The sequence below is a fragment of the Okeania sp. SIO2C9 genome (assembly GCF_010672455.1).
Lineage (GTDB): Bacteria > Cyanobacteriota > Cyanobacteriia > Cyanobacteriales > Microcoleaceae > Okeania.
The window spans coordinates 134,268-154,488 of sequence record NZ_JAAHGO010000003.1 but is presented as its reverse complement, the minus strand read 5'-3'; the positions used below and the strand labels follow the sequence as shown (position 1 = coordinate 154,488).

General features: G+C 40.2%; 11 protein-coding genes and 2 pseudogenes. 7 read left to right on the top strand and 6 right to left on the bottom strand.

What is annotated here, in order from left to right; genetic code table 11:
• Window positions 1-65: 65 nt before the first annotated feature.
• Window positions 66-1,442, bottom strand: a complete 1,377-nt coding sequence (locus tag F6K23_RS03005) for an AAA-like domain-containing protein (RefSeq protein WP_293150379.1) — start codon at window positions 1,440-1,442, stop codon at window positions 66-68.
• A 418-nt stretch (window positions 1,443-1,860) separates the two neighbouring features.
• Here F6K23_RS03005 and F6K23_RS03000 point away from each other — a divergent pair, with 418 nt between their 5' ends.
• Window positions 1,861-3,459, top strand: coding sequence for an RNA polymerase sigma factor (locus tag F6K23_RS03000; RefSeq protein WP_293150378.1), 1,599 nt, complete (start codon window positions 1,861-1,863; stop codon window positions 3,457-3,459).
• A 159-nt stretch (window positions 3,460-3,618) separates the two neighbouring features.
• On the opposite strand, the gene F6K23_RS02995 is transcribed toward F6K23_RS03000, so the two are convergent.
• Window positions 3,619-4,032 (bottom strand): hypothetical protein, encoded by a 414-nt coding sequence (locus F6K23_RS02995; RefSeq protein ID WP_293150377.1) that lies wholly within the window; start codon window positions 4,030-4,032, stop codon window positions 3,619-3,621.
• Between the two features lie 276 nt (window positions 4,033-4,308).
• Between F6K23_RS02995 and F6K23_RS02990 the strand changes: the two genes are divergently transcribed.
• Window positions 4,309-4,770 carry a hypothetical protein gene (locus F6K23_RS02990; protein ID WP_293150375.1) on the top strand — a complete coding sequence of 154 codons (462 nt, stop codon included), beginning with the start codon at window positions 4,309-4,311 and terminating at the stop codon, window positions 4,768-4,770.
• A 146-nt stretch (window positions 4,771-4,916) separates the two neighbouring features.
• Here the strand turns inward: F6K23_RS02990 and F6K23_RS02985 are convergent.
• Window positions 4,917-5,270 (bottom strand): annotated as a pseudogene (locus F6K23_RS02985) (glycosyltransferase); the annotation flags it as partial.
• A gap of 296 nt (window positions 5,271-5,566) precedes the next feature.
• On the opposite strand from F6K23_RS02985, the gene F6K23_RS02980 reads away from it, so the two are divergent.
• On the top strand, window positions 5,567-6,466 hold the full coding sequence (locus tag F6K23_RS02980) for a putative Ig domain-containing protein (protein ID WP_293150373.1): 900 nt from the start codon (window positions 5,567-5,569) through the stop codon (window positions 6,464-6,466).
• Window positions 6,467-6,641: 175 nt separating this feature from the next.
• Here F6K23_RS02980 and F6K23_RS02975 read toward each other — a convergent pair.
• Together F6K23_RS02975 and F6K23_RS02970 are read right to left on the bottom strand one after the other, a co-directional pair.
• Window positions 6,642-6,953, bottom strand: a pseudogene (locus tag F6K23_RS02975) (glycosyltransferase); the annotation flags it as partial.
• A 183-nt stretch (window positions 6,954-7,136) separates the two neighbouring features.
• Complete coding sequence (locus tag F6K23_RS02970; protein ID WP_293150371.1) at window positions 7,137-7,328, bottom strand: hypothetical protein; 192 nt, start codon at window positions 7,326-7,328, stop codon at window positions 7,137-7,139.
• Between the two features lie 37 nt (window positions 7,329-7,365).
• On the opposite strand from F6K23_RS02970, the gene F6K23_RS02965 reads away from it, so the two are divergent.
• Entirely contained in the window at window positions 7,366-11,055 is a 3,690-nt protein-coding gene (locus F6K23_RS02965) for a hypothetical protein (protein ID WP_293150369.1), read from the top strand.
• A 241-nt stretch (window positions 11,056-11,296) separates the two neighbouring features.
• Window positions 11,297-13,783, top strand: a complete 2,487-nt coding sequence (locus tag F6K23_RS02960; protein ID WP_293150367.1) for a LamG-like jellyroll fold domain-containing protein — start codon at window positions 11,297-11,299, stop codon at window positions 13,781-13,783.
• 192 nt (window positions 13,784-13,975) lie between these two features.
• Here the strand turns inward: F6K23_RS02960 and F6K23_RS02955 are convergent, their stop codons facing one another.
• A complete protein-coding gene (locus F6K23_RS02955) occupies window positions 13,976-14,215 on the bottom strand; it encodes a hypothetical protein (protein WP_293150365.1) in 240 nt (79 codons plus the stop codon).
• A gap of 595 nt (window positions 14,216-14,810) precedes the next feature.
• On the opposite strand from F6K23_RS02955, the gene F6K23_RS02950 reads away from it, so the two are divergent.
• Window positions 14,811-16,250, top strand: coding sequence for a hypothetical protein (locus F6K23_RS02950; protein WP_293150363.1), 1,440 nt, complete (start codon window positions 14,811-14,813; stop codon window positions 16,248-16,250).
• 199 nt (window positions 16,251-16,449) lie between these two features.
• Window positions 16,450-20,136 (top strand): DUF6603 domain-containing protein, encoded by a 3,687-nt coding sequence (locus F6K23_RS02945; protein ID WP_367267609.1) that lies wholly within the window; start codon window positions 16,450-16,452, stop codon window positions 20,134-20,136.
• The last annotated feature ends 85 nt before the right edge of the window (window positions 20,137-20,221 follow it).

Sequence of the window (20,221 nt, the reverse complement as noted above, 5' to 3'; positions counted from 1 at the left end):
GGGCGTCAAAAAACCGCTTTCGAGCCAAAATTTAAAACTCAACTCTTACCAACCCCATGAGGTTGTTATTGACTTCTAAAATACTGCCGATACAAATCACAAGTTAATGTAGCCTTATTTCCATCGAACTTAATTAATCCCATACTACTTAACTTATAAGCAATAATATGCTCTAATAATATGGGTTCATTAGTCTTGACAAGATTTTGTAGAGCGATCGCTAATTCTGGGTCTTCTTCCAACTTCACTTGATGACGTCGCAAATGACTGCCATAAATTCCGGTAGATGTGGCTGCAGTTTCTAATAATTGCTTCATTGTCACATCTTCTTGACTCAGATGATAAATAGCCAGATGCACCAGTGCTGGATGTCCCCCAATGAGAGCCATCAGAAGATTTGCTTCTTCCCCATCACTCCAGTCGAGTCCGTAAGATTGGGCTAATTCTAAAACTGCTTCTAAGCTAAAACTACCTAACAGAATTGGTAACCCCACATTAAAAGGTGACTGTTTCAGTTGCAAAGGTACGTAAATTTCAGTGGAGTGAACTACCACTAAACGTAAGTTTTGCCAGACTGGGAGTCTTTTTGCTTCCTCAAACCACGAGCGCAATAGAGGAAAAAAGTCTTTTGCTATTTCTGGGTACTCAAAAATCTGGTTGACTTCATCTAAAGCTAGAAGTACAGGAGAATTACTTGACTTTAATAAATAGTTGCGGAAGTATAGACTAGAACTAATTTTGCTTCCAATATCTTCATCCCAATAGCCATCTAAGTTTGGCTCTTGGTTTAGTTGATAAGCAATATTAGCACAAAACCAACGTAAAAATTTGTTGATGCCACCGCTCAAAATGTCTTGACCTACCTGTTGTAAGTCTAAGTTCACGGTGCGATAGTCCAAACTTTTTGCATAGTTGATAACCCTCAAAAGAAGGGAAGTTTTGCCCATCTCTTGCGGAGCTTTGATTCTCACCAATGCTCCTGGTTTCTCAATTTCTGCATAAACTTGCTTCTCAATATCGGCTTGTTCTATGTAAAATGGTGAATCTAGAGAAATAGATCCACTCGGAAATCTTGGTGACATAAGTTGTGTTACACTAGGAGAAAATTTTCCGGAATCTTGAGGTCGGAAAGTTTTTTTTGAGGTAGCTTGTGGGATGAGATATGTTTGAAGTTGCATCCGACAGTTTTTCTTTGTCACCCTTTGACCAATAATATCAGAAATTCGTCTAAATAACTCAGGAGCAACGACATTACTTAGATAACTTAAGCTGTAACTTGCCTCTTCAGCAACTATATTATAGGTCTTATGATCCCAAATACCTTGGAGAATAATAATTTCTGTGGTACTTAAAGGATGATTGTTGGTTTCTAGTAGCTTACGGTTGATCACCTCTAAAACAAAATCTAGCTTGATAGAATCTGTAGTTTGTTTTGTCTGCATCTGCAATTATTTAAAAAATATTAGGACTTACAGCACTTTTCAGATTGATGAACCACATCGTCATAACCAAAACCCTGTAGGGGTAGTTTTGCTGTCGCATAACTCCGTTAACGCTCCGCGACATGTAAAGCGGAGAGCTTCTACGTTAGCAAATGGCCATTCACCGGTGGTCTACGGAAATGAAAATTGCATTATGAAGGACACGATAACATGACTTACGCAAAGAAACTTATTTGTTGAATAAATATTCATACAGAATTGATGAGATTGACAAATGATTAGACTTATGCAGGTAGCTAATAACGGTTGATTTTCACTATCGAAGAAAAGCCTAATTATATGAAGTTTGATAGCTCATACCAGTAAATTCCTTACGTCTTTAGTTATGTAGATAGTCAGCAGACGGAAGAGGAATATAATGGACTTTGCTTTAACCGAAAGGGGCAATTCCGATCTAGTTTGTCAGTTTTGGCAGCAATGGAATGGACATAGAGAACTACTGTATAGGTGCTGTCTCAGGTTAATGAATTCTAACCAAACAGATGCGGAGGATGCTCTGAGTCGGGCGGCGCTAAAAGCTTGGGAAAAGGTGCAAAAGTTTGAGGGGAAAATTACTAATTTTAGGGCCTGGTCGATCAAGCTGACTCGCAATCTCTGTATTGATATAATTCGAGAACGTTCTCGAGGCGCTACAGGTGTTGAAAGTATTGAATTGGTGGGAGATACTCAGGATATGGGTATGGCCTCTTCGGTGAAGTCGCCAGAAAGTTGTCTAGAGAGAGAGGAGAGGTCTATTGAGATTCGACGGGCGATCGCTGATTTACCGGAAACGTTGCGGGGGACTTTTATTTTACATTTTTATGAGGAGCTTTCCCATACAGAAATTGCGAAACGGCAAGGGATATCCTACAACAATGTATGCAGGCGGATATATGTGGCTAAGAAAAAGCTAAAACAGAAGTTGAGCGACTATTTTCTAGGGACTGGGGAGAAAGTAAGTGTTACGGCCGGGAAGGGCCATAAGTTGTCTACCTCAAGGAAGCATGGGGAAAAGCAGCAGAGAATTGAGTCGGAAGAAAAGAAAGGGTTAGAAAAAGGGACGAAACAATTGCCAGGCGATCGCGCTACATTTGATGGCCATTCTATTTCTCCATCACCTCACCACCCCATCACCCTATCACCCCATCACCCCATCACCCCATCACCCCATCACCCCATCACCCCATCACAAGAAGAGGTGGTAGAAATAGAAAAGTCTGAGTCTGTGGATACTTCTGTGGAGCAAGGGGATAATGTAGGTCAGACTATTCAGGAAGTGGCCAGAGTATTGGAAGAAGTAGAGAGCGATCGCTTCGTTGAGGGAGAAAAACAAGAGTGCGTGAAGAGCGCTGTCGAGTCAAGGGAGCAAGTCTATCGGGAGATTCAGGAGACTGCTACAGAATTAACTGAAGTAGAGTGTGTCGAGGTATTTGAAGTAGAACAAGATGGGTGTGTCGAAAGTTCGGTAGAGTCATATCAAATCCGGAGAATTACTATATCTAAGTCATTGCAACTGAAACGGAGTGGAAGAAAGCAATCTCAGGGGTTTAGGAGATTGCTTCCTATGGTGGCAATGACAACTGTTCAACAGGATTTTGTATCAAAGGATAATAGACATATTCAGAAAATCAATAATTTTATTCAACCATTTCTGGGAACTGGAAGAAATAGTTACCAGAAAAATCTTTTTTTGTACCACCCACTCTCTGAAAAAATCTCTTCCTTTTTGTGTGTTGCCTGTTGCCTATCAACTGTCAGCAAAAGTTACCAGAAAAAATCTCTTGCCTGTTGTTTATCAAGGGAGCGATCGCGATGGTTGAGACCGTATGTTATGTGGCGGGGTTTGACAGGGGATTATACTAAATCTGGGTTAATATCTCGGTTAATGGGAGAGATGAAACTTTTCCCGAGTGTTTGGAGTTCATTGAAGGGTGTTCTGTATAGTTGTTATAGGTCGTTGATGGATACAGGGGGGTAATGTTTCTGGCGTGGTGTAGTTTTGTTGCCTCTTTACCAAAATTGCGTGAGAGGTTGATTTGGTGTGGCGATCAAAAGTTAAAATTAATTGGGCATCATCAGAAAATTCCCTGCTAAGAATCATCATTATAAGATGAAACTTTTCCCTAGTGTTTGGAGTTCATTGAAGGGTGTTCTGTATAGTTGTTACAGGTCGTTGATGGATACAGGGGGGTAATGTTTCTGGCGTGGTGTAGTTTTGTTGCCTCTTTACCAAAATTGCGTGAGAGGTTGATTTGGTGTGGCGATCAAAAGTTAAAATTAATTGGGCATCATCAGAAAATTCCCTGCTAAGAATCATCATTATAATGGGAAACCAGAACAATGGGAAACTCAAAGAAAATAATGTTAAAAATCTCTGAATATGACGACGACGACTTTCATATTTAATGGGTAAAGGAAAACAAGCAGCCAACCTTTCTATTTTTACAGTTTTTTGGACAGTTAGCAACCAGACTAAAATTTTTAAAGTTTGGACTTGAGTCTCACTCAAGGATTGTTTAAAATATGACTCATACAATGATAAAAATTGCATTTTTGTAGGTCTATTGGTGGCAGTATGGTGTGAGCAACATCTTTATTATTGTCTTCCGACTTTGGTCTTTCCTTTTTCCTTCGAGCTTAAGGTATATAAATTATTAAATTATCTAGGAAAAAAGTTTCTAGCTGAAAAAAAATCATAAATTGTCTATTGGAATCGTCTTAACTTACAGAGGTTGAAACAATAATTGCTGATGAAATATCAAAAAAATACTTTTTCAGCAAATCAATCAACAATTCCCTAGATTATTATTTGAAGGAGTCTTCTATTATGACCGAGATAATAAGGTTAAGAGTTACTGCAGAAAAAGCAGTTTTTTATAAGTCTGACGATGAAGGTCCTAACAACGATGCTGACATGCAGTATATGTGGGTCTATGTCAGAGGTTGGAATAGTAAAAAGGGTAATATTATTGCCCTGCCAGGTAATCCTTATAAAACTTATGAATGGGGTGCTGGCGAAAAGACAATTGTGGTTGGTTATACCTGGAATTACAATGCGTCTACAGAATTAGACTTTTATAATGGAGGCAGTTACGATATCAATCAAGCCCAACTCAAGCTTTCTGTTTATGGCGAAGAGACAGACAACATAGGTGAGGACGAAAAAGCCTGGGGACACCTGAAGCTAGTTGGGAAGAATAATATGCTTGGTTCTCATGTGGTTAAGTGTGAGAGTGACGACTTCGGCTTTAAAGCCCACTTTACTGTTGAAGAAATACCCTTTGAATAATTGAAGTGCATACTTAGAAATAAGGCTTGCATTAGCAGTTTTGGTCTTATCTAAACCGTTTTGAATTATAGTGGTATTGAAGTTCTACCATACTTAGCAACGGCGATCGCTTTCCCCAATTAAAAGGAGCGATCGCTCCTTTTTATTTAAACCTTAATCAGATAATTCTGAATTACCTCTCTAGTAGCTAAACCAGTTTTTTCCCTACTAAATTCTTTAGCTCTAGCCAAACTTAAGGTTGAGAGTCGCGATCGCTCTCCCCCATCTTGAGCAATAATATTCATCGCATCTGTTATTTCTCCCACATTTTTCGGGTTAACCAAAATAGCTGCATCTCCAGCAACTTCTGGTAGGGATGAAATATTAGAAGTAATAACTGGAGTACCACAACCCATTGCTTCTAATACCGGAAAACCAAATCCTTCCCACAGACTAGGAAAAACCAGAGCGATCGCCTGATTTATTATTTTGGGTAATTCTGAATAAGGAACATGGTGCAGAATGTAGGTTGAGATGATTTTAATTTTTTGTCAGGGAAGTCCCGCGCTTTCCCGCAGGGGAGCGTCGGGATGAAAGCCAAGGCAAATAGTCGGATACCTCCACAAATAAAACCTTCCTATATCCTTGACAAGCTAGAAGGTATGCATGTTATCATCAAGGTTAATACAGGGGGAGGACATCACCTCACACGAAACAGCGGTCATTTTTTTCATAATGTAAGAATCCCGCGTTGTCGCGCTATGCGCAACGTCGGGAGTATGTCAAAACCAATGTAGTGTAATTTGTGAGATAAATTATGAAGAAACTTCTGAGTATCTTAATGACGATCGCTGTGTTGATGTTTGTGACGCTCACTCAATCCCCAATGAGCGCTAATGCAGATGAATTAATCAAAAATGGTGGTTTTGAACAGGGCACTCCCACTAACGTTAGTTGTGACGATAGCCAAGATAAAATCAATGATTGGGTACAAATAGAAAATAGTAATTATAAGCCTAATCGGCAAATCATGCGCTACGGTAGTAACTATTCTGCAGCAACAAATACAGGGGATTTTCTCCTTAGCTTTAATAGTTGTGTAACTAACAAAGGAGGAATTTTAGAGCAATCATTCAATACTGTTCCAGGAGCTGAATATACTTTAACTTTTTATGCTCGTGAGCATGGCATGGTCAATCAAGAAACAGGTATTGCTGAAGTAATTGTTACAGGCAAGACAAAACTACTTGATGAAACAGCTCAACCAGTCGGTTCAAGTTGGAAGAAATATACATATACTTTTGTTGCCAATAGTATAACAACAAGACTTCAATTTATCGATCAAAGCTCAGGAGATATAGGTTCCGCAGACTTATTGTTAGACGATGTATCAGTTACCGGACCAGTAAACTCTCCTCCCATAGTAACAACCCCTACACTCACAACATGCTGCAACATGAATTCTCCATATAGCTATAGCATCCCTAACAGCACCTTTAGCGATCCAGATGGAGACAGTTTGACCCTAAGTGCAACCCTTGCCAATGGCGAACCTTTACCCAACTGGTTCAGTTTCGACTCAGATACAAACACTTTTAGCGGTACTCCTCCCACATCTGAGGCAGGTAAAGTTCTTAAAATTCAAGTCACTGCTAATGATAGCAAAGGTGGTACTGCTTCTAGCAAACTTTATATTTATGTATTTGAAGTGAGTTGATGGGATAACAACAATTTCATCACTAACTTCGCAAATGGTAATCAGCTAATGCTTCCATGCCATAGCAGTTTTGGTCTTATCTAAACCGTTTTGAATTATAGCGGTATTGAAGTTCTACCATACTTAGGAACGGCGATCGCTTTTCCAAATAAAATGGAGCGATCGCTCCTTTCATTTAAACCTTAATCAGATAATTCTGAATTACCTCTCTAGTAGCTAAACCAGTTTTTTCCCTACTAAATTCTTTAGCTCTAGCCAAACTTAAGGTTGAGAGTCGCGATCGCTCTCCCCCATCTTGAGCAATAATATTCATCGCATCTGTTATTTCTCCCACATTTTTCGGGTTAACCAAAATAGCTGCATCTCCAGCAACTTCTGGTAGGGATGAAATATTAGAAGTAATAACTGGAGTACCACAACCCATTGCTTCTAATACCGGAAAACCAAATCCTTCCCACAGACTAGGAAAAACCAGAGCGATCGCTCTGGGTTGAGACCATATGTTATGTGGTGGAGTTTGCAGGGGATAATACTAAATCTCGGTTAATCGGAGAGATGAAACTTTTCCTTAATGTTCAGAGTTCATTGAAGGATATTCAGTGAATGTGGGATAGGTCGTTGATGGATACAGGGGGGTAATGTTCTTGGTGTGGTGTAGTCTTATATCAAATCAGTTTAATTCGGTATAAAAAAATGTTCCATATTCAACCATTACCAAATATTTCTCGATATCCCCATCTCCCCATCCCTCCATCTCCCCATCCTTCCATCTAATTACACCGATGCTACCGGATTTGATATTAAGGAACAGGCAAGATGCCCATTCCACAAAACTGTTAAAATCCCAAGCGCATTTATGCAACGCCGTAGTTTCAGATAGACCAACGGAGATTTCTATAGTGAAAAATGTTTTAATGGTTCCCGTTCACTTAGATGCTTTACATCTAGAAATAGACCGCCTTGTAGTAGAAGCAATGGCAGATTTTAGCCACCTTCCTTATTTTGATGGTCAACGGGATGTAAATCCTAATATTGCTAATATTAGTGAAGAGATCGTTTCTCAGCCTTTTCAAAATCAAAACTTGTATCTGAAAGCTGGAATTCACTTACATTGGGCTTTGCCAGATGCTTTGACTAAAGGAATTCAAGTTAGTGAGAACAATGTAACTAGGACGGTTTTTCCACCTGTCCCTAATCGTTGGTTAGTGACCCGCAGTAACAAGGACAACGAGATTGAAAAGCAATGGGTGGTAGAGAGTGATTATCTCTATCCTGAAGGGACAGGAAGTGAGGTGGGTAGTATTGCTTATCCCATTCAGGTAGAGGAGGGTAAACATCAACCGTTTTCCTACCTGGGGCGCAAAGTGCCTTTAGCTGCTTGGCTAGAAAATGACCCCAATGCTGAATACTTACCGTCACTGATGGCTGTAGGTTATGGAGAACCTACTTTTGCAGCTTTTTATCCCAATTGTCATAGTGTTTTTGGCTTTTATGACGATGATTATGCTGCTGAGATTCCTGATAGCTTAAAATATGATGTGATTGGTTGGTACAGTCAGGGACAAAAGAATCATTTGAACAGTTTTGTTGAAACACTGAGAAAAACTATTCCACAGGACGAAGGGACTCCTCCCACCAATCAAGAATTAATAGAAGAAGAATTTAAGTGGAAAGTTAATCTTGAGACTGGTCAAAAATTTCCAGAATCACTTGACTTTATCTGCTATGCTCGCTTGACATTTGCCCCTGAGAAGACTGTCAACTCAGATCGGCAAGCTCCTGTAGAAGTGAGTGTGGGTAATACCGGTACAGAGGCATTGTCTGCCTACTTGGGTCAAAAGATTGATGGCAATTACAAATCTATCATCGAAGACCAGTTGGAAGCCCTACACTTATCTCCTGGTCTGGAACATCGGCAGTTGGACATAACTCCCAAGTTTAAAGAAGCCCGACATGAGAAAGGTTTTAATGCCATTGCTGCGGGGACGATGTGGACTATTCGTTTAGAAAGCAAAGATTCGACGAAAGCTAATGCTGAAAATGCCCATAATCAAGCACAGGTTACTTTACCTGATGAGATGGCTCACTTGCTCAATAAGCTTAACCTTCTTCAACAAGAATATGATTGTGCTTGCCATGAGATAGAGTCAATGCGTCGGCAACTCTTTGCTGATTGGTATAAGTATATGTTGAGTGCCTATCCCCCGGAAGGTAGCAAGGATGAGTACCCTGATATTGATCAGGTCAAGCATTACATTAGGGCGAATGGGATTGCACCTTTAAAGCTAAAATTGATGATGACTGGAAATCTGACGGTTTCAGGGGATGAGTCTGGTAAGATTACCACTGCTTCTGCTGGGGAATCTTTCTCTGGCTCTATTGCTTCTCAATTAGCTGGAGCCATTAATCAGTTACTGGCAAAAATAACCGAGCTTAATAATCAAGAAACTGTCCAGAAAACTCAAGCAACTTACACCCTGAAACAAATTTCCAGTCCCCGTTACTGGCAACCTAAAGAACCTGTGTTACTAATGACAGGTGAAGGGGTGGAACCTACGAACCGACATGGACAAGATGGACGGTTGAGGGATGATGGATTGCTGGAGTGTGAAATATTAAAAGATGTTACTTTCCCGATTAGTAAAAGTAGCTTTGGTACTATTCGCAATAAAATTAATCAATTAGAACAACAAAACAAAACGGGAGAACATATTGCCTTTAGCAGTTGGACACAATCCCCTTGGCATCCTTTTTTACTGGAGTGGGAGGTAGAAGTTTTCCCCATCCGAGATGGCTGTAATCACCGAACTTACAACAGTAACTATGATGATGAGTTTATTACCAGTAATTATGTATTGAGGGAAAATGAGGCTGACCTTTCTTTACAGTCAGGAAAAGGGGCTATTCTCAAAGCTGCTAATGTTTATAGTGGCCGTAGTATTTTAACGCCCCATGCGGGGATTAAGCTGAAAGTAGAGCTAGAGGTTTATTTACAGAAACAAGTCCTGCCAGATTATTACGAGGCACAAAAAATTCCGAAGGAGCAACAAAGTGATGACTATCTTAGTGATAATATTCAAGAAATTCTGACATGGTATGAAACAAAACCAGACACAGAAAAAAAAGCTGAAAAACCTATTTATACAGCAATTCGAGCTTATCAGAAACTGCTGACCCTCAAGAGTCTCTCTCAATCTTTGGGTGGTTTTAACGAAGGGTTGTTAATGCACAAGCAAACCTTGCAGTTACCAGTTGCTGACCCCTTGGGATTTGCAGATTATCAGCCCTTTACAGAAGTTGTCCGCGATGCTATACTACAGAGTACCCGCAGTGCACCAGAACCTTTAAATGATTTTAACCCCATTCGGTCTGGGGCAATGAAGATTTTGCGGTTGCGGTTGGTGGATACTTTTGGACAGGTGAAGGAGTTGGATGTTAGCAATATCATCACTACTCAACAGATGACTACTCCCGGAAGTTCCTATCTGGTATCCTTACCACCCCGTTTGGTGCAAGCTGCTCGTCTCAATTTCCGGTGGCTTTCGGCGAGTCAGGGCGAACAGGAAATGAATAGTCATCCAGCGACGACTCCTATTTGTGGTTGGATATTGCCTAATAATTTGGATAATAGTCTGGCGATCTATGATAATCTTGGTAAAGCTTTGGGTTCAATTAATCAGCTTGCTAAATGGGAGTCCGCACCGGGGAGCGATCGCCTAATTTCTGTTGATGATATTCCCAATCCCTATTTGAAAAGGGTAGTCAACTATATTGTAAATCAGGGGCAAAGTTTTCTAAGTAATTTTATTTCCGCTCTAGATAGTGGCTTAGAGAACATCGATCCAGAAAATTTTGCCCAACATCAAGGTTTAGCACTGTTGATGGGACGACCTATTGCTGTAGTGCGAGCTTCTCTGAATCTAGAATTACAGGGACTTCCCTCTATTAACCAAGATTGGAATGTATTTTGGCAAGATTTAAGGCGTGATTCTAGGGATACTGATGAGTTTGATCGGGTTAAGTTTCCTATCCGTTTAGGGGAATATCAGCAATTCAATGATGGTTTAGTGGGATACTGGTTGGAAAAGGAAGATGCTCTGAGTGAAGAGTTTTATGCTCCTCAAAGCGATTTAGAGCAAGATACCTCTAAGATAAAAGTCCATCACCCTGAGAAAGCTTGGCATATCGATTTCAATTTGGAAGATCAGCCTAAACTGTTAACCATGCTGATCGATCCCCGTGGTAAAGTCCATGCTACCTGCGGAATTTTGCCAACAAAAGCGATTGATATTCCACCGGATCAATATCAGGAGGCATTAGAGAAGATTGAGATTACTTTCTTATCAACTCCTATTCTGACTGATTTGAAGGATATGAGGGATTCAAGTTTGGATAAGAAGATTAATTTACCTTTACCAGGGGAACCTGGTTATGAATGGTCATGGTTAGAGAAGGAACAAGGGGAATGGTTAGAGGTTCCCCATGACACTATTGCTCAGGCTAATCCGAATGCGGTTTTCTCTGGCCAGCAGGCAATTCGGGAGGGTTGGCTGAAGTTGAGTCTGAGCGGCGATAAATATAAAAAATAGGGAGGCAGGGCCCAGAAGTCCTTCAAGCACGCGCTTGTCCGACGGGGTACCGGGACTGCGAAACGAGAAGCCCAAACTATAGCGTCAGCAAGCGTGTGGGAGTATGTCACTAAATTCTAGGTTTCATGCATAATACTCCCAGCTCCCTAGTTGACCTTTTATCCAAGTATCACTACTTTGTACACCACTACCCAACTAATCAAAATTAAAACAATCAAGTAATCACTGAGGAATAATGATTATGAGTAATTCAAAGGAAAATTTAGTTCTGCACTTAAAATTAGATAAAATAGTCGAGGACGGAGATACCAAAAAGGTAATTGATGTTTCTGATGGAAACCATGATTGTGAGGTGAAAGGGGAGGTTCAAGTTGTTCAAGATGAAACATTTGGCAGTTGTTTGAGTTTTGACGGCAATAAGGATAATTATATAGAAGTTCCGGGTACTACTGATGACCTAAAAATATCTGGCGATCTAACTGTAGAAGCGTGGGTTTATATTACTGAAACTTCGAGTGATTGGGTGGGAATAGTTGGTAAGGGAACTGGCAATGGTATAAATTACGGGTTATGGTATGATAGCGATAGTGATTTATTTCAGCAATATACTTCTCCAGGGAACTCCATCTGGAATGTACAAAAAGCAAGGTCATTGAAATTAAATAAGTGGTATCACCTGACAGGAGTCTCAGATCAAAGCAAAAATCAAACTTTCTTATATATGGATGGGAAAGAAATTGCTCGTAGATCAGAAGCTAAAACTTCTGTCGAGAGCGATCAGCCTTTATGGATTGGGTATGCTACCAATTATGGTAGTGCTCACAAAGGTAGAATCGCCCATGTCCGGGTCTACAATACGGCTTTATCTCCAGAAGAAATTCAGCAGGATATCAACGAGGATTTAACTGCGATCGCATCTTTTAAGAAAACCCATCCCCTTGATTTTAATCTGTATGAGGGGGAGGATAAAGAACCTGTTATCTTTATTGAAAATGGTACAAAGGGACAGGAGTTAATCCTGGAAATCGTCAATGACTCAGAACAACCGATTACTTTGCCCCCTAAGACTAGTTCGGTGAGTTCAACTAATTACCATTTTGAGTTGAGGTTTAGACCAGATACCTTATCTCCTGATTCTTTGCCAGAATTGGCTTTGGCCGAAAAACAAAATTGGAGTATGAGTTCTGCTGTGACTCAGGATGATGGGAAGGTTTCTCTGTATTTTCTAACTAACGATCTAACTTTGGGAGCTAAGGAAACTATACCTTTGACGCTTCAAAATATTAATGGGGCAGCAGCAGGAGGGGCGCGAACAACCAGGGTAGAGTTGAAGTGTCCCCAATTTACCCATGAGGGAGAAACCTTCAGTAACTATTATCGAGAAAAAACTCTAAATATCCTTAGCCATCGAGGTAAAAAGAATATTCCTCTTCATGTGGGGTTTGTGGGGTCTAACCGAATTTTGAATGATAATAGTTCACAAAATCAGTTAATCTTGCGAATTACTAATGTGTTAAAGGATAAATCTATTCGTCTAAATAAGGCTTCTAAGTTGATTATTTCCTTTGATGTTCAGGCTCAAGGAGAAAGAAAAGAATGGGCTTTGCTAGAAGCAGGTCAGGTAGCAGGTGTGAATGTTGAATATGAAGGAAAGGAAATAATCAATTCAGGAAAAGAAAGTCAATCTCCTGAGTGGATTATTACCTTTGGTTCGGAAACTGTTATAGAAGCAGGTCAACATCATCAAGTTCAACTATCAGGTATAATTTCTTCTCTTCCTTCTGGTCAGGCGAATCTATGTTTACGTTATGAAAATATTCCTGGTTATTGGGATGGAACTTTTGTTTGCACCATAGAAAAATCACCCATTTTGTATAAGGATGGAAATGTTGGAATTGGTGTTACGAACCCTGGTCAGAAATTAGTGGTGAGCAGTAAGAGGCACTCAGAAGAAGAGACAAAACAAACCGGGAGTAAGATGACTATGGGAGGCAGTTTAGCCATCATTAGTGATGCTCCCCAAATTGACTTTATTGACACCGGTCACAATGATTGGTCAATCTGCGTCGATGGAAACAAAATGTACTTCATTCAAGAACCATGGGACTTTCAAGTAGTACTAGATGGCAGGGGTAATGTAGGCATCGGCACAGATGTACCGGGCGCAAAACTAGATGTTAAGGGTCGAATAAAGGACAAAACAGGCTTTGTAATACCGGTAGGCACTGTGGTCGCCTATGCTGGAACCACAGCTCCAGAAGGATGGTTGTTGTGCAATGGGCAACAAGTGAATGATTCAAAGTATTTCGAACTGGCCACAGTACTTGGGGAGAGTAGAGTTCCCTTTAATGTGCCCGACTACAGGGAAAAATTCCTGGTTGGTGCGAATTTGACTGAAAAATACAAACTCGGCAAGACAGGTGGCAAGTCATCTGTGAAGCTCAGTGTGGGTGAGATGCCAGAGCATAGCCATTCGGGAAAAACTAATAATGATGGAACACATGCACATACCCAGCAGCAAACCGCCAAAGCGGATAACGATGATAACGATGATGTTACACAAAATCTCTGTACTCAGGAGACGAACTATAATCGGCGATACGATGGTATCATTTCTGCTTGGGGGAGCATGCATAGTCATCAATTTAATACCAATAGTGTTGGTGGTGGGAGGTCTCATGAGAACCTACCTCCCTTCGTTGCACTGAACTACATCATCAAATACTGATCGGAGTCCGCAAGATTCACAAATCGCAAAGATTAACAAAAAGTGAAAGGCGATCGCGCCCATCCTAGCTCCAATACTAGAGGCGCTCGGTAATAAAAACAGAAAAGCGATCGCCTCCCATTTCAACTCCAATTCTAGAGGCCATCGGTAATGAAAACAGAAAAGCGATCGCCTCCCATTTCAACTCCAATTCTAGAGGCGCTCGGTAACAAAAACAGAAAAGCGATCGCCTCCCATTTCAACTCCAATTCTAGAGGCGCTCGGTAACAAAAACAGAAAGGCGATCGCCTCCCATTTCAACTCCAATTCTAGAGGCGCTCGGTAATAAAAACAGAAAGGCGATCGCCTCCAAAACCTCTCAATATTTGAGGTAATGAGTGATGAAAACTGAAAAGCGATCGCCACTATTCTAGGTCGAATTCTAGAGGCCATCGGTAATAAAAAGTGAAAGGCGATCGCCTCCAAAAACTCTCAATATTTATCGTAAGGGGACAATTTGGAACGGCATAGAGGGGATGAATTTATGTTTATTAAAATTAGGACTTACGCAGTAGAACGTATTTTCGTCACTGCGACTGACAGGGAAGCAATCTCAAATCCTAGTTTTTCGTACCTCATGCGTAAGTCCTGAAAATGTTGACTAAAGGTGTTACCCACTATGATTTATCTAATATTTGTTCCCTGCTGCTACCTCGCAGGAATCAGTTATATCAGGACTTATGCAAAACAACGTATTTCCGTCATTGCGAACGACAGTGTTTGCGGAGCATTCCGTCAGGAAAGCAATCTCAAACGTCCAAATTGCCTTCCCCATGCGTAAGTCCTATATATGATGTCTTGAGTATTCTTAAGCAAATTGTCAAAATTATGGGGGCAAATATTGGGGGAATGAGTGATGGAAATTGAAGAGCGATCGCCCCCAAAACAGCTCGATCTTTAATCTCGTAGGGTGCGTTTGAACAAAGCACAAATACTCAATCCCCTCAAGAAGGAAAAATTAACACAATATATTTATGGAGAATTCATCATGCCGGTAGTAGATATTAACAATGTAGTCAGAGATCAACCACAGAATATTTTTAGAATTTTCAGGGACAATGGAGTAGCTTGGGAGTTGGCTCTTAACCCTGATGAGGAAGTGCAAAAAGTTGGTCAAAAATTTCAAGATGAAAGCAGTTTTCAAAGATATTGGTCACAGAGAGAAACGAGTGAAAAATATAAGCTCATACTTCTATACAATTTACAGATAACGCTTACAGAATGGTTTCCAAGACATTACCTTCAGATGATAGGAGAACTCACCGTAACGCCAGAATTTGAGTTTACGAATAATGATATTTGGGGCCAAGATGTAAATAATATGGGACAGCAAGCAAATGAATTATTAATAAATATAGAGCAAATATTTACTACTCCAAACAACAGCCAATCTTGGCGATTAACTACTAAAAGAGATCGAAAAGCCAAGGGAGGACAGGCAGAGATCAATATGTTAGATATCGTATGTCTAGAACCCCAGACTAAAGTCTCTTATAGTGGATTGCAATTTCAGTATGATTCGATTTGGCCTGGCATAAAAGAAAATAATGTTATCTTAGAATTTGATTTAGATGAAGCAGTGATTGAAGTCAGGCATCGACGAGTACGCTTGAAAAGTATACTTGACGAAACAGTGGGTACAAGGGAAAATATTAGTACTTTGTGCGAGTTGATGATCTTTCAACCTTGTTCTAAGAACGATTTATTTTGTGATGTCACAGATCATCAAAGAGAATGGAAAGGTGCACTCCAATGTCACATGAATGTGGGGAGAGAAAGAGAAAATAAAGATAATTTCTGGGACCCTTTTACATTGCTTGAATTTTATACCAGAACAATGAAAGAAGGTCCCGTACAAATCAAAGACGTGAATGTTGAAGTTAATGAAAATTTAAAACTAACTGCGGAAAAAAACTCTCGAACTTTACTTGAATGTAAAAATTCACAAAAACTAATGAATGACCTAAATCAAGTGTATAAAGATTGTTTAAAATATTTCTTTGCTGCTAATAATTACGACGTTTTCGCTAACTTAAATACAATAGGCTCTAAGGCGCAACCTAATGAGCAAGTACTGAAAACATTTCAAAGTGAGACAGAACAGAAAACATTTACAGCAAACAATATGCATTATACAGCCTGTAATCTCGAACACTGGGACGCGAGGGACAATTCTGAGCGACGAATTGAATGGCGACGTCCTATTATGCCTGCTGACGCGGATGAATATCGAAAAATTGGCCAAGAACTTTTTGAGTTGATTAGAACATCGAAACAACAAGCTCAGACAAAACTAAAACAACTGATTACTGATATCTGTAGGCTTGATTTTGCTACTTTTACTCCAACAAATGGTCAAGAACTTCGTAATCTATACGATTTTCTCAGAGAAAATGGTATCACATACACAATAGACCCCAGGGAATAACACAATGACATTTAACGAATTAAAAACTAAATTGCAGGGCGTCACTCTAGGGCCACTCTCAATTACGGAGGTCACGGAGGATACCTCGTTACCTAATACACAAGATATCACTTCGGTGAATTGTTCCATCAAATTAGGGGGAACGTCATTTTCATTTACCTCCATATTTGAAGCCTCCGAAAAATGGCTCTTGCTATCAATGGGAGCTAATGATACTTTTTCTTTGACTCATCTAACCGCCCTTTTAGGAAATGATTTTAATCAATCGTTACCAGACGAGTTAAAGAATTTATTGGATATCAAACTCTCAAAGTTTGAAGTGCTGACTCAATTGGATAACGGACCATCCTTAGAGCATGTAAATATTGAGTTAGGGACCTCTAACCCTTGGCAAATCATCGGAGATAAATTAGCAGTTGAGAAAATTTCTTTAGGAATCACTTGGTTTCCTAAGCTTTCCTATACTAGCTTTGATATCTCTGGGGAACTAGAATTAGCTGGTAGCAGATTTAGTATGTACGCGATCGCTCCTCATTTCAATGTATGGGGTAGACTGAATGAGGGCGAAACCATCCAAATAGGAGGCTTTTTTGAGCATTTAGGTTATGATTCTGTCGATATAAACGACGAATTTACAATTACCAATCTTGATTTTGCCTTAAACCAACGAGGGCCAGCGTACCGATTTGGCATTTCGATATCAGAACATCTAACCATTGTTCCTGAAAAAAAGTTTATTTTAGAAGACCTTTATCTTAAGATCAATAAATCCTATAAATTCTCTGTTGAGTTATCGGCTTCCTTTGAATTGTATAATACCACTATTATAGTCTCTGCCCTTTCCTCATCCTCAGAGGGATGGCAGTTTGAGGGAAGTACCGGAACTGGACAGGATATCCCTATTGGTAAACTTATAGAAGATTTAGCTGGTAAATTTGATGTAGCACAAGAGTTCCCATCAGCACTGGAAGGACTGGTGATTGAGAACCTGAAAACCTCCTTCAACACTAAAACCAAAAACTTTACTTTTACCTGCGAGTCTAAATTCCCCATTGAAGGGAAAGAAGTTGATATTACAGTCAATATTAATATCATCCAACAACAAGACGGTTCTTATGATAAGCATTTTGACGGTCATATTACTATTGGCGACTTACAATTTGCTCTCATCTTTGATACAGATAAAACCTCCAAAACATTCCTCGCTGCTTATCACGACGAACATCCTGAGGTAAGTATTAAACAACTCATCAGCTATATTGATTCAGATTTAGCAAACTCCATTCCAGCAGGTCTAAAAATCAGCCTGAAAGATGCCCTATTTGCCTACTCTCAAAAGGTAGCAGCGTCATCGAAAACAACAAACTTCCTCTTTGGTTTAAATATTGGTGGTGGAATTAACCTCTCTAACCTCCCCTTAGTCGGCAAAAAATTCACACCCAATCAAACCATTAAATTATCATTTCAAATCTTAGTCGCTAAGGCAATCTTTACCTCAGATGAAATTGGCAATCTTAAGAAACTTTACACCGAAGGCGGAATTAGCTTACCCGAAGACAAAATTGCCAAAGGATTAGACGTTGCTACTTCAATGCAATTAGGCAGCGAAATTAAGCAATTAAGCCTACCTGTTCAAGTCAATCCAAATGCTACCAATCAAGATAATGTCCTAACGGAAAAACAACCTGAATCTGATAGTTCATCTCCCCCATCTCCTGCTTCCCCTAATGAAATAACCAGTCCTGATGGCACAAAATGGTACAAACTACAAAAAGCCTTTGGTCCCGTCCACTTTGAAAGGATAGGCTTAAACTACAAAGACTCAAAAATCTGGTTTTTGCTAGATGCTGAACTCTCTCTTGCCGGACTCAGCATTTCTCTAGATGGACTCTCCGTCAACTCCCCCCTGACAAGAATTGACCCCCAATTTGACCTCAAAGGAATAGGCATCGACTACAAAAGCGGGAGTGCTTTAGAAATTGGTGCCGCATTCTTACGAACAACAGGCACAACTCCAGATGGCGAAACTTACGATGAATACGATGGTACCGCAGTCATTAAGGCAGAAACCTTTAGCCTCTCGGCCATTGGTTCCTATGCCCAATACGAAGGGCATCCCTCTTTATTTATTTATGCCGTTTTAGACTATCCCCTCGGCGGCCCCTCTTTCTTCTTTGTCACCGGAGTAGCTGCAGGTTTCGGCTATAACCGCGCCCTGAAAATGCCCACTATAGACAAAGTTGCTACCTTCCCTCTGGTAGAGGAAGCGGTTAACCCAAATCAATCTACCGGTAGTCAAGACAACGCAGAGAAACTCACCCAGGAACTCAACAAGATTCACGAATATATTCCTCCTGAAACCGGAGAAATATTTCTTGCTGTGGGAGTCAAATTTACTTCCTTCAAAATCATCGACTCCTTTGCCCTATTAAGTATTGCTTTTGGGAAACGCTTTGAACTGAATCTCTTGGGTTTATCTACCCTGATTGCACCTCCAGAAGCAGGTAAAACTCCCCTCGCTGAAATCCAACTTGCTATTAAAGCTAGTTTCCTTCCCGCAGTAGGGTTTCTAGGAATCCGTGCCCAACTCACCCCCAACTCCTACATCCTCTCGAAAAAATGTCACCTCACTGGAGGATTTGCCTTCTATACCTGGTTTAGCCCTAGCGAACATGAAGGAGATTTTGTTCTGACTCTAGGAGGTTACCACCCCAAATTCAAAGTACCAGCTCATTATCCCAAAGTCCCACGGCTGGGATTTAACTGGCAAGTTAACAGCGAAATTAACATCAAAGCTGATGCCTATTTTGCTCTTACTGCTTCAGCTCTGATGGCAGGAGGACACCTGGAAGCTACTTGGCATAGTGGTAGTCTGAGGGCTTGGTTTAAGCTTGGGGCAGACTTTATTATTTCCTGGAAACCTTATTATTATGATGCTTCTATCTCTGTGGATATGGGAGTCTCCTATACTTTCCACTTCTTTGGAACTCACCATATTAGCGTAGATGTAGGGGCAGATTTACATATTTGGGGACCGGAATTTACAGGTAAAGCTCATGTTCATCTTTGGATTGTTTCTTTTACTGTTAGCTTTGGTGCTAATGCTTCTCAAGCTCCAAATCCCATTGACTGGAATACTTTCAAAAGTTCTTTCCTTCCTGCTGATGATGCTATTTGTAGTGTAGCTGTCAAAGATGGTTTAGTTAGAAAAGTTAATCAAGACGACAAGTCCGACTTGGGTGTCATCAACCCTAAGCACTTCTGTTTGGTTACTAATTCAGTGATTCCCATAAAAAATGCTGTTTATCGTAGAGTGAATAATTCGACTCCTAGAAATATTGACATCGGTAACGCTAATACAAAATTTGGCATTGGTTCAATGGAGGTTGAATCTGGTCAATTAACCTCAACTCAGATAGTTACAATTAGCAGAGATGGGACACCTCTTACAGAAGATGAATTCCAGGCAGAATTTGAATGTAACCCCATTTTGAAAAAAGCCCCCACTGGACTCTGGGGCGAATCCATAACCCCTGATTTGAATGGCGAACAGTTTATTGAAAATACCTTATCTGGCTTTGAAATTAAACCTAAGAAACAGCACGAACCTGGAGAAACTCATGCTGTTAATCGCCAAAATTTACTATTTACCACTGAGCTTGTGAGTAATGCTTATGAATGGGAAACGATTAAGGTATTTAATGAAGAGGGAGGAAAAAATATTCGTGATACCATTACAGAAAGCTCAGTCAAAACAGCCAGAGAAAATTTGTTAAGGGCGATGAACTTAGACTTAGATATTAGAGAAATTGATTTAAGTGAAAATATTGCCGATAATTTCTTACTCTCACCGAAAATTGGAGCCTTAGAAGAAGTAGCCGTTTAATTTAGATGTAGATGTAGGTTGGGTTAAGCGACAGCGCAACCCAACGAGGTAAAATGTTTTCTAGGTTGTTCCTCAACCCAGCCTA

Coding starts and splice junctions, on each gene's coding strand:
- F6K23_RS03005 (WP_293150379.1), bottom strand. CDS start 1,442: ATGCAGACAAAACAAACTACAGATTCTATCAAGCTAGATTTTGTTTTA.
- F6K23_RS03000 (WP_293150378.1), top strand. CDS start 1,861: ATGGACTTTGCTTTAACCGAAAGGGGCAATTCCGATCTAGTTTGTCAG.
- F6K23_RS02995 (WP_293150377.1), bottom strand. CDS start 4,032: ATGCAATTTTTATCATTGTATGAGTCATATTTTAAACAATCCTTGAGT.
- F6K23_RS02990 (WP_293150375.1), top strand. CDS start 4,309: ATGACCGAGATAATAAGGTTAAGAGTTACTGCAGAAAAAGCAGTTTTT.
- F6K23_RS02980 (WP_293150373.1), top strand. CDS start 5,567: ATGAAGAAACTTCTGAGTATCTTAATGACGATCGCTGTGTTGATGTTT.
- F6K23_RS02960 (WP_293150367.1), top strand. CDS start 11,297: ATGAGTAATTCAAAGGAAAATTTAGTTCTGCACTTAAAATTAGATAAA.
- F6K23_RS02955 (WP_293150365.1), bottom strand. CDS start 14,215: ATGGCCTCTAGAATTCGACCTAGAATAGTGGCGATCGCTTTTCAGTTT.
- F6K23_RS02950 (WP_293150363.1), top strand. CDS start 14,811: ATGCCGGTAGTAGATATTAACAATGTAGTCAGAGATCAACCACAGAAT.
- F6K23_RS02945 (WP_367267609.1), top strand. CDS start 16,450: ATGGGAGCTAATGATACTTTTTCTTTGACTCATCTAACCGCCCTTTTA.